The sequence below is a fragment of the Flavobacterium sp. genome (genome assembly GCF_035299245.1).
Classification (GTDB): domain Bacteria; phylum Bacteroidota; class Bacteroidia; order Flavobacteriales; family Flavobacteriaceae; genus Flavobacterium.
Genome location: NZ_DATGWY010000004.1, coordinates 408,749 through 423,390 on the forward strand (window position 1 = coordinate 408,749; position 14,642 = coordinate 423,390).

Annotated in this window: 15 protein-coding genes; 9 read left to right on the top strand and 6 right to left on the bottom strand. The window is 35.6% G+C overall.

What is annotated here, in order from left to right; genetic code table 11:
* Positions 1-20 precede the first annotated feature (20 nt).
* The gene (locus tag VK161_RS03415; protein ID WP_324213353.1) at positions 21-1,184 is read right to left on the bottom strand and encodes a hypothetical protein; all 1,164 of its coding nucleotides are present in this window, start codon (positions 1,182-1,184) and stop codon (positions 21-23) included.
* A 189-nt stretch (positions 1,185-1,373) separates the two neighbouring features.
* Entirely contained in the window at positions 1,374-4,154 is a 2,781-nt protein-coding gene (locus VK161_RS03420) for a TonB-dependent receptor (RefSeq protein WP_324213354.1), read from the bottom strand.
* A 186-nt stretch (positions 4,155-4,340) separates the two neighbouring features.
* Here VK161_RS03420 and VK161_RS03425 point away from each other — a divergent pair, with 186 nt between their 5' ends.
* Both VK161_RS03425 and VK161_RS03430 read left to right on the top strand, forming a co-directional pair.
* Positions 4,341-5,024: a response regulator transcription factor gene (locus VK161_RS03425; protein WP_324213355.1), complete on the top strand. Its 684-nt coding sequence runs from the start codon at positions 4,341-4,343 to the stop codon at positions 5,022-5,024.
* A gap of 80 nt (positions 5,025-5,104) precedes the next feature.
* Positions 5,105-6,148, top strand: coding sequence for a sensor histidine kinase (locus VK161_RS03430; protein WP_324213356.1), 1,044 nt, complete (start codon positions 5,105-5,107; stop codon positions 6,146-6,148).
* Here VK161_RS03430 and VK161_RS03435 read toward each other — a convergent pair.
* Together VK161_RS03435 and VK161_RS03440 are read right to left on the bottom strand one after the other, a co-directional pair.
* A complete protein-coding gene (locus VK161_RS03435; protein ID WP_324213357.1) occupies positions 6,122-7,177 on the bottom strand; it encodes a glycosyltransferase in 1,056 nt (351 codons plus the stop codon). The genes VK161_RS03430 and VK161_RS03435 overlap by 27 nt on opposite strands.
* Positions 7,177-8,001 (bottom strand): UDP-2,3-diacylglucosamine diphosphatase, encoded by an 825-nt coding sequence (locus VK161_RS03440; protein WP_324213358.1) that lies wholly within the window; start codon positions 7,999-8,001, stop codon positions 7,177-7,179. Before VK161_RS03440 ends, VK161_RS03435 begins: the two co-directional genes overlap by 1 nt.
* Positions 8,002-8,149: 148 nt before the next feature.
* Between VK161_RS03440 and trmB the strand changes: the two genes are divergently transcribed.
* The 7 genes from trmB to VK161_RS03475 all read left to right on the top strand — a co-directional run bounded on the left by trmB (position 8,150) and on the right by VK161_RS03475 (position 12,983).
* Complete coding sequence (gene trmB / locus VK161_RS03445; protein WP_324213359.1) at positions 8,150-8,824, top strand: tRNA (guanosine(46)-N7)-methyltransferase TrmB; 675 nt, start codon at positions 8,150-8,152, stop codon at positions 8,822-8,824.
* A gap of 63 nt (positions 8,825-8,887) precedes the next feature.
* A complete protein-coding gene (locus VK161_RS03450; protein WP_324213360.1) occupies positions 8,888-9,523 on the top strand; it encodes a LysE family translocator in 636 nt (211 codons plus the stop codon).
* A complete protein-coding gene (locus VK161_RS03455; protein WP_324213361.1) occupies positions 9,523-9,846 on the top strand; it encodes an MGMT family protein in 324 nt (107 codons plus the stop codon). The genes VK161_RS03450 and VK161_RS03455 overlap by 1 nt, the downstream gene beginning before the upstream one ends.
* Before the next feature lie 174 nt (positions 9,847-10,020).
* The gene (locus VK161_RS03460; RefSeq protein WP_324213362.1) at positions 10,021-11,151 is read left to right on the top strand and encodes an Mrp/NBP35 family ATP-binding protein; all 1,131 of its coding nucleotides are present in this window, start codon (positions 10,021-10,023) and stop codon (positions 11,149-11,151) included.
* Positions 11,152-11,222: 71 nt separating this feature from the next.
* Positions 11,223-11,462, top strand: coding sequence for a NifU family protein (locus tag VK161_RS03465; protein ID WP_324213363.1), 240 nt, complete (start codon positions 11,223-11,225; stop codon positions 11,460-11,462).
* A 131-nt stretch (positions 11,463-11,593) separates the two neighbouring features.
* On the top strand, positions 11,594-12,646 hold the full coding sequence (locus tag VK161_RS03470; protein ID WP_324213364.1) for an NAD(P)/FAD-dependent oxidoreductase: 1,053 nt from the start codon (positions 11,594-11,596) through the stop codon (positions 12,644-12,646).
* A gap of 4 nt (positions 12,647-12,650) precedes the next feature.
* Positions 12,651-12,983 (top strand): ferredoxin, encoded by a 333-nt coding sequence (locus tag VK161_RS03475; RefSeq protein ID WP_324213365.1) that lies wholly within the window; start codon positions 12,651-12,653, stop codon positions 12,981-12,983.
* Between the two features lie 11 nt (positions 12,984-12,994).
* Here the strand turns inward: VK161_RS03475 and VK161_RS03480 are convergent, their stop codons facing one another.
* The gene (locus VK161_RS03480; RefSeq protein ID WP_324213366.1) at positions 12,995-13,684 is read right to left on the bottom strand and encodes an SGNH/GDSL hydrolase family protein; all 690 of its coding nucleotides are present in this window, start codon (positions 13,682-13,684) and stop codon (positions 12,995-12,997) included.
* Entirely contained in the window at positions 13,685-14,587 is a 903-nt protein-coding gene (locus tag VK161_RS03485; protein ID WP_324213367.1) for a metallophosphoesterase, read from the bottom strand.
* Between the last annotated feature and the right edge of the window lie 55 nt (positions 14,588-14,642).

Consider the following 14,642-nt stretch of genomic DNA (forward strand, 5'->3'; position numbering starts at 1 on the left):
TTTTTATTATATAAATTTGACTATTGAATCAAGTTTACACCATCAACAATTGCCCAAGCACCAGGAGTTAATGTAGCTCCAGTTGCAGATGCACTTGTAGTATATTGACCCGCAGGGAAAGTGATTGTAAACGTTCCTACTCCGCCAAATTCTGAAGTTCCATCATTAATTTTAACATTGGTTAATTTGATTTTACTTCCATTTACTTGATTAGTGTTGGTGTTGGCATCTTGAATTCGAACTGCAGTTGCACCAGCAGTTGTATAACCTGAAATTAAAATGTTGGAAAAATCACCATTACCTTCTTTTTTGAATTGAATGGCATCGTATTCTGCAGCCGAACTTCCACCTTCAGTAACTGTTCCAGCAGCTCTTTTTAAAGTAATGTTAGTTACTTTAGGCCAAAATGAGTTGTTCACACTTTTAGCTTCAATTTCCATTCCGAAATTACCAGTGTTTAATTGGTAAGCATACCAGTTAGTGTTGTCTTGACCTTTCCATCCGTCTTGCCAATCGAAAGAGTCGTCAAAATTACCGTACGAAATTAAGTTTTTACCACTCACAGTTCCACCGTAAAATTCGAAACCATCATCAGCACCTTTAAATGAAACTAAATTTTCTAAAACAGTTCCACTTCCAACAGAATAAAATGAAAAACCATTCATTTCACTAGTGTTATCCGTTAATTTTTTTCCAGCAAATTCTACTCTAACGTATTTTAAAATTCCACCGTTGTGTGTTGGGTTTGATCCACCGTAAGGAATTGCGTTTCCATCTTCAGATGTTGCTGAAACTACACCGTTTGCACCTACAATTGGAGCATCGCCAAACATGATAATTCCACCCCAAGAACCTGGAGTTTTAGATGTTTCAGTAAATACAATTGGAAGAGCAGCAGTTCCTTCTAAAAATAATTTTCCACCATTTTCAATAAGTAGTGCGTCCGGACCATTGGTTACATCAGCAGTAATTGTAGAACCGGCTGCAATTCGTAATGAAGCACCGCTTTTTACTTTTACAGTTCCTTTAATGGTATAATTTCCTAATGGATATTCTTTTGCAGTGGTAATGTCGCCTGTAATTTCACCTGTTCCGATTGGAGTTGTTATTACATCTTCATCGTCATCTGAACATCCTGTAAAGATAGTTGCTAAAATTGCTAAGCTGAATACTAATTTTTTCATTGTGATTGTTTTTTTGTAGTTTAATAATTTGTTACAAATGTATTTTTAAGGAATTTTAAACCGTTTACCTTAGCATTATCAAAACATTATAAATAATTAAACTGGATGTAAATTTTGTGTAAATTGATTTTAATTGAATTAACATAAAGCAACACAGACGCCTATTTATAAGCGTCTGTGTTAAAGGTATTAAAAAGTGTAAGAAAGATTAAGAGAATATCCTACACCGCGTTTATAATTTTCTAAAATATTAGAAGGTTCTAACAACTCAAATCGATTGTTGTCTCCTAATTCTAATTTGTATTCTGGATTTAAGATATTATCAACTGCAAATTTCACATCAATATGCTCTGATAATTTGCTTGACCAAACAAAATCCAATTTGTTAAATGGTTTTTCATAAATATGATCTACACCCGAACCACCAACGGCAAATATTCGATCGCCATAAACTCCGTATACCAATGACACCGTGTTTTTCATGTCTTTTGCAAATTCAAATTCATACTTTAAATCAGAATTAATAATCCATGAAGAAGCTCCTTGTAATGCTCTTGAAGGCTCGTTTTCTAGAGAAGTATTTCCGAAATCAACTTTTACATCGGTTTTTAATAAAGAAGTGTTGAATCCAAAAGAGAAATTTTCTAAGTTTTTGTTGATTCTGCTTAATTGCAACAACATTTCAATTTCTGCTCCAAACAGTATTGCTTCTTTTGAATTTCTATACGTAGTCAAACTTCCACTTCCTCCAGCACCAGCAATGAACACTTTTTCGATTGGATTGTTTAATTTTTTTCCAAATACGCCTATTGCAAATAATTCTTTATTGGTAGCAAAAAACTCAAGTTTCAAATCAGCATTGTAGTTTTCACTGTTTTTAAGTAACGGATTTCCAACTTCGCTTTGACCATCAGCACTGATGTAAGTAATCGGTAAAACTTCCATAGTTACTGGTCGCGTAATAGTTTTCGAACCGCTAAAACGAAGATTTAAATTGTCTTTTAAAGCATATTTAGCATTGATAGAAGGCAAAATGTCTAGTTCATCATCTGTTTTTTTGCGGTAAGGATCAGTAATACCATCTCCAAAATTTCTGAATTTTAAAGTTCGACTTGAGTTTTCTACACGAACACCACCATTGATTTCAAAATTTTCACCGAAACTGAAGAAAGCATTAACATAACCTGCATTCACAAATTGATTCAATTTTACTTTGTAATCTGCATTTGATTCTTCTCTGAAAAAGATGATACCATTATTGATATCGTCTACAATGTATTGATCTAAAGTGTTGATTGGCGCCGTGTAATTTTTATTTAAATTTCTTACTCCAGCCAAAATTCTATAAGTAGAAGATAAATCATTGCGGTACATATTGTAACCAACAGATAGTTTATTTGACTTCCCGTTTTCTTTTTCTTTCATTTTATAATTGTACTCCAACAAACCAGAGACAAAATAGTTTCCTTTTACATCCAAATATTGACGATTCAAATGATTTCCACCGTACGAAGTGTTAATTTCGGTTTCACTAACTTTTTCACCGATGATGAATTTTCTGTCTGGTTGTTGGTACGATGTCTTTACAAACGATCCGCCTGCTTTTATGGTGTGTTTTGAATCGCTAGTCAATTTTAAGTTTCCGTACAATTGAGAGTTCAAATAATCGGATTGATCAAATTGATTCAAACGAATTAAAATGTTTGGATTTGTCGATTGATTGTTGCTGTACCCTAATTGATCTTGAATTTTACTTTCAGTTGAACGTAAATAGAAAGTAGTTGAACTTAAATCAAACCATTTTGCTTTGTATTTTAATCCAATCAAAGCCGAAGCATTCGTTTGGTATTTGTATTCCTCTTTGTAAAAATTATTGTCGTAATTTCCTAAACCTTGAAGAATAGTTCGGTCAGCACCTTTTCTAATAACAAATTTGTTTTCGCCGTTTAAAGACAAGGTGTAGTTTAATGTATTGTCGTTTTTGAATTTGAATCTCTCGGCATGAAGTACACCAACACTAGTATTAATAGGGCTTGACGAATTATCAACATTCCATGAATTTTGAGCGTATCCTTCTTGATACTGTTCTGGAGATAAACGAACGGCTGCTGGTACTGAACCAAATGCAGATGGTAATTCTCTGTCTTTTCCAACCATACCAAAGAAACCTTTAGTAGAATTGGCATCTGAAGAGATTAAAAAATCCTCACCGTTATTATTGGTTGTATATCCTGCACCAACACTAAACTTAGTGATACTTTTTGATTGAATGGTTTCGATGTTTACAGTTGCTCCAGCAAAATCTCCCGAAATATTTGGGTTAAACGTTTTGTAAACACTTAAAACACCTACGATATCAGTTGGGAATAAATCCAATGGAATGATTTTCTTGTACGGACTATTGGATGGTGCTTGTAAATCATTAATCAATAAATAATTGTATCGGTCTTCTAATCCTCTTACAAATAATCCACGTGATTCTACTTTAGTGATTCCAGTGATTTTGGTCAATCCTTCTTCAACATCACTAATTCCTTTTCGTGACATTTCCTGAGCACCAATACTTTGTTTGATTTCAACGGCTTTCTTTTGATCGAGTAGTAAAGCAGTTTCTTTTTCTCGACTCACCGATTTCTGAACGACAACATCTTCTAATTTGTATCCGCCAGAACCAAGTTCTTTGTTTACAATAACCGTTTCACCAGCAACAACCGTTACAGGAACTTCGGCATTTTCATATCCAATAAAACTGAATTGTAAAATGTAGTTTCCTGGAGCTATTGAAATAACGTATTCTCCTTTTTCATCAGTTGTAACACCAGTTGTTGTTCCTTTGATTACTGCATTGGCAAAAGCCAGAGGAATATTGTTAGCGTCTTTGTCAGTTACTGTACCTTTTATTGTTCCTTTAGTTTGCGCAAAAGAAAACGTGTAACATAAAATAGTAATAAGTAATAGTTTGATTTTCATCGGGTGTGGTAGTTTAAATTTGGTGCAAAGAAACCACCACAATGTAAAGTTCAAGTTACTTGCATTTTATTATTATGTTGCGCAAATATTACCTAAATGTTACTAGATTAAATTATAGTTAAGTCATTTTTTCCTATCTTTATATGCTTATATTTACCATCGCAAAGCAGTTAATTTTTTTGCATTATGAAGAAAAAAGAAATTAAGATTCTATTGGTTGATGATGAACAAGATATCCTCGAAATTGTTGGATATAATTTGTCACAAGAAGGATACAAAATAGTAACAGCAAGTAATGGTAAGGAAGCAATTGCTGTTGCCAAAAAGGAAATTCCGCAACTGATTATAATGGATGTGATGATGCCTGAAATGGACGGAATGGAAGCCTGTGAAAACATTCGTAAAATTCCGGAACTTTCTAATGTTATCATTACTTTTTTAACGGCTCGAAGCGAAGATTATTCTCAAGTTGCTGGTTTTGACGCTGGCGCAGATGATTACATCGCAAAACCAATCAAACCCAAATTATTGGTAAGCAAAGTAAAAGCATTGTTACGCCGATTGAAGAGTGATTCGGTTACTTCTGAAACGTTGAACGTAGGCGGAATCGAAATCAACCGTGAAGAATACAAAATTGTTAAGGACAGTGTTGAAATAATCTTACCAAGAAAAGAATTCGAACTCTTCCATTTATTAGCATCAAAACCAGGGAAAGTATTCAAAAGAGAAGAAATTCTAGATAAAGTTTGGGGTAATGAAGTAATTGTTGGTGGAAGAACTATCGATGTACACATCCGAAAACTTCGCGAAAAAATAGGGGAAGATTTATTCAAAACCATTAAAGGTGTTGGTTATAAGTTTGAAGCTTAATTAATTATCTTTGCATAATTATTATTTGTGTTCAATAAACTAACCGAACACTGAAAACTGAATACTGAACACTCAATTTAATGGGATTGAACTTTAAAAAATCATATACTTTTGCTGTAATATCTACTTTGTATATTACCCTTTTTTCTACTGGAATCCTTTCCGCTTTATTATTGATTTTTGCCGAATTCAACTGGAAAATATGTTTGCTGTTTGCTGTTTCCATTTCCATTTTTGCCTTTTTCGTATTGCAATACCGCGTAGAACATTTCATCTACAGAAGAGTGAAGAAAATCTATGACGATGTTTCTTTGCTCGATTCAGCAACGTTGAGAAGTAAAGCGATTACAACCGACATGGCCACTCTGACCAAAGAAGTGAAAAAATTCGCCACAGATAAAAAACTCGAAATCGAAAATCTCAAAGTGCGCGAAGAATACCGACGTGAATTCATGGGAAATGTGTCGCACGAACTCAAAACTCCTCTTTTTACGGTTCAGGGTTATCTTTCTACCTTACTTGATGGTGCCATGAAAGACAAAGATTTACGTAAAAAATACCTCGAAAGAGCCGAGAAAGGAGTTGAACGATTGATTTACATTGTTGAGGATTTGGACATGATTTCGAAATTGGAAATGGGCGATTTGAATCTCGAATTTTCCGAGTTTAATTTAGTCGAATTGATCCAAAATGTATTTGATTTACTCGAAATGCAAGCCGATAAAAAGAATATCATTTTGATGTTCGACCGAAAATACAGCAAGCCAATTAAAGTATTTGCTGATCAGGAAAAAATTCAACAGGTTTTGACCAATTTAGTCATGAATTCGATTAAATACGGAAGGGAAAACGGTACAACTGAAGTTACCATCGAAGATTTGGTAAAAAATAAAATCATCGTTCGCATCAGAGATAATGGTGAAGGAATTGAAAAGCAACACATTTCGCGCTTGTTTGAACGTTTTTTCAGAGTCGATAAAAGTGGCGCTCGAAGCGAAGGTGGTTCAGGTTTGGGACTTTCAATTGTAAAACACATCATCGAAGGTCACAACGAAAAAATCTATGTGGAAAGCGAATTCGGAAAAGGTTCAGAGTTTTCATTCACTCTCGAAAAGAAGGAATAAATTCTTCCAATTTGCGTCTGAAGTAAATTTTGGTAAGCCTTTGTAAACAATTACTTCGTTCAAATCATCCATCTTAAATTTGTCTTGCCTTGCCGTTGGAATCAAGCCTTCACGTTTGTATTTCTTAGCCAAATATTCTTGTTCAAATTGTCCCGGAGTCGGAATGAAAAACGCTTTTTTCTCCAATTTTGCCAAATCCATAACCGTTGTATAACCCGAACGACAAAGCACAATTTCACTTTCGTTGAAGGTTTTTTCCAGTTGTTCAGTCTGCATGAAATTGTAAAAAGTAATGTTGCCTTTCTGCTCCATTTTTTGTTCAGCTTCTACTCTGCCTTTGATGAAAACTACTTTTTCGTTGTACTGTTTAAGTTCTTCGATTAGTTTTTCTTCTAATAAGGTGCGTTGCGGTTCAGGACCTGAAAGAATCACCATCAATTGGTATTGAATCGGCAATTCTTTTTTCTGCAAACGACTCAATATTCCGATGTATTTAATGTTGAGATTGGTCTCGCTCAAATGTCCTAATTTTCCAGATAAATTCGGAAAATCTTTGGTGTCTGGAACCCAACATTCATTGAATTTAGCTATAAAAAATTGATGCAATTTGCTCGAAATCCATGTGGTTTTTCCTGATAAAACTGTCAGTTGATGCGTGATGAAAACCGACGGCACTTTTTTGTTACGCACACCCAAACGATTGTCGGAAATGATGCCACACAAATCGTATTCTTTCACCCATTTTTTCACCATTTTCTTCTCTTCTAAAATGGCATTAATGGTTTTCGGACTGTTTTTAATGAGTTTCCATTTGAAGTTTTCGCCTTTTTTGGCGTATTCAATTTGGTACGATGGCAATTCCAAAGCGGTTAAATGAGGAAATTCTTTTTTCAACAAAGCCAAAGCACTCCCATCGCTGGCCAAAATGGGTGCAAAACCATTTTCTTCCAAAGCTTTTATAATCGGAATGCAACGTGTAGTGTGACCTAAACCCCAATTAAGTGGAGCAACTAGAATGTTTTTACTCATTATTTTTTGTGTAAAACCGAAATGAATTGTTCGGCTAAAATGTTCTCGTATTCAAAGTGCAATTCATCGTCAACTTCAATCTGGTTTTTGTCGTAATGGTACAATTTCCATTTTTTATTATTGTATTCTAACGATGTCAAATTTTCAATCCAATCACCAGAGTTTAAATATACGGTTTTTCCTTTATTGGTTTCAATAGTTTCCATTTTTGGCTCGTGAATGTGTCCGCAAATCACATAATCGTAGTTTTTTTCGATGGCCAATTCGGTACAGACATTCTCAAAATTAGAAATAAATTTCACCGCCGATTTCACATTGTTCTTGATTTTTTTTGAAAGCGAATAAGGCTCTTTTTTAAAACGCGCCAAAACCCAATTCAAAAAGCGGTTCATTAGAATCAAAATATCGTAACCCCAACCGCCCAATTTGGCCAACCATTTGGCATGATTAATCGAAGCATCAAAAACATCACCATGAAAAATCCATGCTTTTTTCCCGTCTAAATTCAATACTAATTTGTTGAGCAAACTCATATTTCCCAAATGCAAATCGGTAAATTTTCGAAGAAATTCATCGTGATTACCAGTCAAATAATACACTTTAGTGCCTTTTGAGCTGAGTGAAATAATTTTCTTAATCACTTTCAGATGACTGGCAGGAAAATACGACTTTCGGAATTGCCAAATATCAATAATATCGCCGTTGAGAATGAGTGTTTTAGGCTTTATAGAAGACAGGTAGTGAACGAGTTCTTTGGCGTGGCAACCATAAGTGCCTAAATGCACATCGGATATAACCACAACTTCTACTTTTCTTTTTTTCAAAATAAAACTTTTTACTTCGTACAGTTCGATTCAAAGGTTTCAGATTACAAAATAAAGTCATCACGCTAATGTTAAGGTTATTTAAACATTATCAAAACTTTATATGTGTTGCGTTTATTTCCGTAATTTTGCCCAATAATTTAGAACCGTGGGAAGTAAAAATAAACTCAAAAGATTCAAGGAAAACGAAACATTTAGCAATGTATTTCAGCCAAGTAGAGAAGAAGTGGTTTCTAATAGTTTTCCGTTGAAAGGAAAATGGAACTCCGATTTTTTTAAGAATAACAATCCAATTATAGTTGAATTAGGTTGCGGAAAAGGCGAATATTCGATTGGTTTGGCCGAAAGAAATCCAAATGCCAATTACATCGGAATTGACATAAAAGGTGCGCGTTTCTGGCGTGGAGCCAAAACAGCTGTTGAAAGCGGAATGAACAATGTAGCGTTTGTGCGCACTCAAATCGAATTGATAGATTTCATTTTTGCCGATCATGAGGTGGATGAAATCTGGATTACTTTTCCCGATCCTCAAATCAAATACAAACGCACCAAACACAGAATGACTAATTCGGAGTTTTTGAAATTGTACAAGAAAATCCTAAAACCCGATGGTGTGATGAATTTAAAAACCGACAGCGAATTCATGCACGGTTATACTTTAGGATTGTTGCACGGCAAAGGTCATGAAGTATTGTACGCCAATCACAATGTGTATAAAAATGAAGGTGCGCCGAGCGAAGTAACTGAAATTCAAACGTTTTACGAAAAACAATATTTGGAAATTAACAAAGCAATTACGTATATTCGTTTTAAAATAAAATAGCCGATTGCCCGTTTTTTAGACTGAAGTTTCGATTTCAGAGGTTTCATTTAACACCATCACAGTTTGACTCTTTTTTTACCTTTCTTTTTTGGCTTTCTTTCGGCTGTGGTTGGAGTAATTCCTCCAGGTTTAATCAATATGACGGCAGCCAAAGTCGGAATTACCGATGGTAGAAAACGAGCCATGATGTTTGTCTTAGGTGCCACTATAATTGTCTTTTTGCAAACCTACATTTCGGTAATGTTTGCTCAATACATCAATCAACACGAAGAAATCGTAGTGTTGTTTAGGGAAATTGGGCTCGGAATTTTCATGGCGCTTTCCATCTATTTTCTCTTTTTTGCCAAAGAACCCAAAATCAATCCACAAGAAAAATTACAATTGAAAAGCAAACGCAGTCGATTTTTTATGGGAATGTTGATTTCGGCGCTGAATTTCTTCCCGATTCCGTATTACGTTTTCATCAGTGTTACTTTAGCTTCATATAAACTTTTTAATTTCGAAGCTTCTTCTACCTACAGTTTGGTGTTCGGAATTGTATCTGGTTCCTTTTTCGTGTTTTATTGCTACGTGTTATTTTTTGAAAAACTCCAATCACGAACAGAGTTTTTAATCAAAAACATGAACAAATTCATCGGTATAGTAACCGGAATCGTAGCTTTGATTACTTTGGTTAATGTGTTGAAATTTTATTTCTAATGGAAGAGAATTTTTTTGAACGCGTCTATCAAATTGTACGTCAAATTCCAGAAGGGAAAGTAACATCTTATGGCGCGATTGCAAAAGCACTCGGAGCTGCTCGTTCGGCTAGAATGGTCGGTTGGGCGATGAATGCATCGCACAACATAGAAGATGTTCCTGCGCACAGAGTAGTCAACAGAAAAGGATTGCTTTCAGGAAAACACCATTTTGAAGGAACTAATTTGATGCAACAATTATTAGAAAACGAAGGGATCAAAGTGGTCAATAATCAAATTGTTGATTTTGAAAAGCATTTTTGGAATCCAATGACCGATTTGTAATTGGTTCCTACATTTTTCAAAAATTCATTAATACTACTAAAATTAGCCATAAAGACAGGCTATCCAATTATAAGAAAACTTTAAACTTCTTTGTTTTAATACTCTTAAACTTCTTACTATCTTTGCAATCTAAAATCATTCTTAATAAAGAGGGTTTTACTAAAAGCTACTATAATGAAATTAGATAGAAAAGAAATTCTTAAAGCATTAGAAACCATTACTATTGCTGGTGAAGGGAAGAATATGGTTGAAAGTGGTGCGGTAAAAAACGTAATTACTTTTGGGGATGAAGTTGTGGTTGATTTAGTAATCGCAACTCCAGCCATGCACATTAAAAAGCGTGCCGAAGACGACATCAAAAAATTAATCCACGAACAATTTTCACCTGATGCGGTTGTAAAAGTGAACATCAAGGTAGAAGTGGCCGAAAATCCGAATCAAATCAAAGGAAAAGCCATTCCAGGAATTAGTAATATTATTGCGGTTGCTTCAGGAAAAGGTGGAGTAGGAAAATCAACTACTACGGCTAATTTAGCGGTTTCTTTGGCTCGAATGGGATTTAAAGTAGGTGTTTTGGATGCCGATATTTACGGACCAAGTATGCCGATTATGTTTGATGTTGAAAACGAAAAACCGATTTCTGTTGTAGTCGATGGGAAATCAAAAATGAAGCCGATAGAAAGTTACGAAGTGAAATTACTTTCCATTGGGTTTTTTACTTCTCCAAGTCAGGCTGTAATTTGGCGCGGACCAATGGCTTCCAAAGCTTTAAATCAAATGATTTTTGACGCTGATTGGGGTCAATTGGATTTTATGCTAATTGATTTGCCACCAGGAACAGGCGATATTCACCTTTCCATCATGCAAGCGCTTCCGGTTACGGGCGCAGTTGTTGTAAGTACACCGCAAGCTGTGGCTTTAGCCGATGCTAAAAAAGGAGTGGCGATGTTCCAATCAGAAGCGATAAATGTTCCTGTTTTGGGAATTATCGAAAATATGGCCTATTTCACTCCAGAAGAATTGCCTAACAACAAATATTATATTTTCGGAAAAGAAGGTGCAAAAAACCTAGCCGAAGATTTACAAGTGCCATTCTTAGGCGAAGTTCCATTAGTACAAAGCATTCGCGAAGCTGGAGATTATGGTCGACCAGCCGCTCTGCAAACCGCATCACCATTAGAAAAAGTATACGAAGAAATTGCCCGAAACGTGGTGCAAGAAACAGTAAATAGAAATGAAAATTTAGCTCCAACCGAAGCCATCAAAATAACCACAATGGCGGGTTGTTCGGCAGTGAAAAAATAGACTGTAAGACTGTAAGATTGTATGATTCTGTTCTACAGTCCGACAGTAAAATAGTCCTAAAATCAAAAAAAATGACAAACGAAGAATTGACTTTAAACATTGAAAAGGCTTTAGAAGAAATCAGACCGTTTTTAAATTCGGATGGTGGCGATATTTCGTTGGTTTCAATCGATAACGAAAAGCATGTAAAAGTGCGTTTTGAAGGCGCTTGCACAGGTTGTAGTGTCAATCAAATGACTTTGAAAGCGGGAGTTGAAACAACAATAAAAAAATACGCTCCACAAATAGAAACAGTAGAAAACGTGATGTAATTGTGGTTAAGTTGAATGATATTTATCATTGAATCACCAACACAACTTTATCATTTTTGCACTGTGTAACTTAAGTCACGAATGAATCGAACAGAAGTAGGTAAATTTGTGCTTTAAATCTGATTTTAAACATGATCGAAACCGATATACTCATAATTGGAGCTGGCCCAACGGGTCTTTTTGCTGTTTTTGAAGCAGGATTATTACAATTAAAATGTCATATTATCGACGCGCTACCGCAACCTGGCGGACAATTAGCCGAATTGTATCCTAAAAAACCTATTTTTGATATTCCGGGTTACCCCGAAGTATTAGCAGGCGATTTGGTGACCAATTTAATGGAGCAAATTAAGCAATTCCAGCCCGGATTTACCTTGTCTGAAACGGCAGAAACTATTGATAAATTAGACGATGGAACGTTCATCGTTACCACCAATAAAGGAACAAAACACCATGCCAAAGCCGTTGCCATTGCGGGCGGTTTAGGAACGTTTGAACCGAGAAAACCACAACTAGAAAACATCGCTTTCTATGAGGAAAAAGGAGTGGAATATTTTGTGAAAGATCCTGAATTGTTCCGCGACAAACGAATTGTAATTGCAGGTGGTGGTGATTCTGCTCTAGATTGGAGTATATTTCTCTCGAATGTGGCATCTGAGGTGACTTTGGTGCACAGAAGAAATGAATTTCGTGGCGCTTTAGATTCAGTAGAAAAAGTGCAAGAACTCAAAAAATTAGGCAAAATCAACTTAATTACTCCAGCCGAAGTGGTGGCGATTCAAGGAGAAAACCATGTGGAAAGCATTACTTTAGAAAATGAAGGCATTCAACGCGTATTTGAAACCGATTATTTTATTCCGCTTTTTGGATTGACTCCAAAGTTAGGAGCCATCGCCAATTGGGGATTGGAAATTGAGAAAAACGCCATTAAAGTAAATAATGCATTGGATTACCAAACCAACATCGACGGAATCTATGCGATTGGCGATGTGAATATTTATCCAGGAAAACTAAAATTAATTTTGTGCGGTTTCCACGAAGCTACTTTAATGTGTCAAAGTGTCTACCAACGAATCAATCCTGGTAAGAAATATGTATTAAAATACACAACGGTTTCGGGTGTTGATGGTTTTGATGGAACACGAAAAGAAGCTGAAAAAGCGGTAGTAAAATCAATTGAATAACAAAATGTCACAAGACGTAACAGTTTACATCACCGACAGAAACGGCGTGCGCCATGAAGTACAAGCGCCAACCGACATGAACATGAACGTAATGGAACTCATTCGTGCTTATGAATTAGCCGAAGAAGGTACTGTAGGTGTTTGCGGTGGAATGGCGATGTGTGCCTCATGTCAGTGTTATGTGTTAAACGATGTGATTTCGCTTGAACGAAACCCCGATGAAGAAGCCATGCTTTGGGAAGCGTATCACGTAAAAGATAATTCGCGATTGGGTTGCCAAATTCCAATTACTGAAGCTATTGATGGTTTGGAAATTGAAATTGCACCTGAGCAATAAACAACTCTTTCTTACAATCCTAACTTATTTTTTGCTTGAGGCAAAATACGTTCAACAAATTTACTATATGCTAACTCTGATGGATGCAAACCGTCAGTAGCTACTAAATTTGGTTGTGCCAATCCCAAACGAGTAATGTCAGTAATGTTGATAAAAGTAACGTTGTTGGTTGTGCAATAATTTTGGGCAAATGCGTTGTAAGTGTCAATTTGAGTTGAAATGGTAGTGTTACCATTTCCAAATGGTGTGTAGGCATAATCTGGAATTGAAACTACAATCACATTTTCTTTTTTTCCTTGTGCCTTTTCTATGGCAATGGCAACCAATTCAGGAAATTCTTGCTCGTACAAACTAAAGGGTTTGTTTTGGTATTGATTGTTGACTCCAATCAATAAAGTAACTAAATCATAATTGGTTGACGGATTTTGATTAGCAATAGCCGATTTTAAATTGGTTGTTGTCCAACCGGTTTGTGCAATGACATTCAAAGAAATTAAATCGTTGGAGTTCAATCGTTTTTTAATACTGTCTTTTAATTGTTCTGGAAAACGACAAGTAGTACAAACGCTCTGTCCAATCGTATAGCTATCTCCTAAAGCCAAATAACGAAGGTTCCGAGGCGGAGTTTCGTTAGGTGCTAGTGTGTCTTTAGAACAACTAATAGTCAGTACAACTATAACTAAAAAAGCAATTTTTTTCATCTATTGTGATTGGTATAAACTCAAATCTACTGGACCTTCCAAATATTCTTTTACTATTTGCAAAACACCATCTTCTTTGGTGTCGATGTACCATTTGATTAAAGCAATGGTTCCGTTTTCAATTTCAATTCCGGTAATACTACGTGGATGAACACAACTTCCATCATTAAAATAATTAAGTGCATTGTCTTGCGGTTTTGGGAAACGCGGACGATGCGTGTGACCTGTGATGGTAATTTTATTTCCGTTATCGGCAATCCATTTTTTTATGCGACGCTCTACTTTAATCAACTCAACGTAATTTTTAGCCGGACTTGTTGGGTCTTTAATACCCCAAACTTGTAAAGGTTTCCACAAAACACGAACTAAAAACCGATTGATTTTCCAACCAACATAATTCATGAAATCGGCTTGATGCCCATGCGTTAAAAACAATTCTTGCTTGGTTTCAGCATGTTCAAGAACAATTCCTTCGTGGAATTGAATTCCGGGAAATAGCGGTACGTTTTTACCTTCTTTTGGGTCAAAATATTCTGAAAGCAACTTTTTGGTTACATTCGGATTACGGTACACCATATCGTGATTGCCATAAATCATGTGCAATTTTCCAGCATTGAAAATTTTCTGTAATAATAGATATACGTTTTTATTGGCTTCAAAGATGTCTTTAAAGAATAAATTCTCCCAAAGCTCATCGCCATCACCTAATTCGATGTATTGAAAACCGTAATTAAAATAATGATTGACCGCGTGAAAATAAATATTTCGGTTGTTGGCAAAATCGTCAGCAAAACTCGAATCACCGCGATGGCAATCACTGAGCAAAATGAATTTGTCAGAATTGGTAAACTGTATTCGTTTGGCTTGTTGGTAGGCGCGCGTTAATCGATCTTGTGAAGACATCTTTTTTAGATTTTTAGACTCGCTTCGCTTTGGGACTGTAAGACATTAAGATTAT

What these genes read in the sequence shown, in the direction of transcription:
- VK161_RS03420 (WP_324213354.1), bottom strand. Translation starts at nt 4,154, where the DNA reads ATGAAAATCAAACTATTACTTATTACTATTTTATGTTACACGTTTTCT.
- VK161_RS03480 (WP_324213366.1), bottom strand. Translation starts at nt 13,684, where the DNA reads ATGAAAAAAATTGCTTTTTTAGTTATAGTTGTACTGACTATTAGTTGT.
- VK161_RS03430 (WP_324213356.1), top strand. Translation starts at nt 5,105, where the DNA reads ATGGGATTGAACTTTAAAAAATCATATACTTTTGCTGTAATATCTACT.
- VK161_RS03485 (WP_324213367.1), bottom strand. Translation starts at nt 14,587, where the DNA reads ATGTCTTCACAAGATCGATTAACGCGCGCCTACCAACAAGCCAAACGA.
- VK161_RS03475 (WP_324213365.1), top strand. Translation starts at nt 12,651, where the DNA reads ATGTCACAAGACGTAACAGTTTACATCACCGACAGAAACGGCGTGCGC.
- VK161_RS03435 (WP_324213357.1), bottom strand. Translation starts at nt 7,177, where the DNA reads ATGAGTAAAAACATTCTAGTTGCTCCACTTAATTGGGGTTTAGGTCAC.
- VK161_RS03460 (WP_324213362.1), top strand. Translation starts at nt 10,021, where the DNA reads ATGAAATTAGATAGAAAAGAAATTCTTAAAGCATTAGAAACCATTACT.
- VK161_RS03455 (WP_324213361.1), top strand. Translation starts at nt 9,523, where the DNA reads ATGGAAGAGAATTTTTTTGAACGCGTCTATCAAATTGTACGTCAAATT.
- VK161_RS03465 (WP_324213363.1), top strand. Translation starts at nt 11,223, where the DNA reads ATGACAAACGAAGAATTGACTTTAAACATTGAAAAGGCTTTAGAAGAA.
- VK161_RS03425 (WP_324213355.1), top strand. Translation starts at nt 4,341, where the DNA reads ATGAAGAAAAAAGAAATTAAGATTCTATTGGTTGATGATGAACAAGAT.
- VK161_RS03415 (WP_324213353.1), bottom strand. Translation starts at nt 1,184, where the DNA reads ATGAAAAAATTAGTATTCAGCTTAGCAATTTTAGCAACTATCTTTACA.
- VK161_RS03470 (WP_324213364.1), top strand. Translation starts at nt 11,594, where the DNA reads ATGATCGAAACCGATATACTCATAATTGGAGCTGGCCCAACGGGTCTT.